This is a genomic window from Streptomyces sp. P9(2023), assembly GCF_032436795.1.
Lineage (GTDB): Bacteria > Actinomycetota > Actinomycetes > Streptomycetales > Streptomycetaceae > Streptomyces.
The window spans coordinates 1-247 of record NZ_JAUPWM010000740.1 but is presented as its reverse complement, the minus strand read 5'-3'; the positions used below and the strand labels follow the sequence as shown (position 1 = coordinate 247).

Below are 247 nucleotides of genomic sequence, written 5' to 3'. Positions count from 1 at the left end.
CCGTCTACTTCGTAAGCATAACCTTTCTCTTCCAACGTTCGAATAAATTCAATGATGATGTCCATATTTTCCGTAACTCGAGGATGAATGTCCGCCCGTTTGCAACCGAGGGCTTCTACATCTTCAAAATAAGCGTGGATATGATGTCCAATACGTTTCCAATTTCACAGACGTGGATGATAAATTGATACGGGCGGCAAGAGAACTGGGAGAAGATGTCCCGACACTTGCCAATCGGTTTATCCAC

1 protein-coding gene and 1 pseudogene are annotated in these 247 nt (G+C 44.1%); one reads left to right on the top strand and one right to left on the bottom strand.

Annotated elements, in window-relative coordinates:
- Positions 1 to 140: hypothetical protein (locus tag Q5762_RS40250; RefSeq protein ID WP_399495647.1), on the bottom strand; the 140-nt coding region annotated here is incomplete at its 3' end.
- Between Q5762_RS40250 and Q5762_RS40245 the strand changes: the two are divergent.
- Positions 140 to 247 (top strand): annotated as a pseudogene (locus tag Q5762_RS40245) (hypothetical protein); the annotation flags it as partial. The gene Q5762_RS40250 and the pseudogene Q5762_RS40245 sit on opposite strands and share 1 nt — an antisense overlap.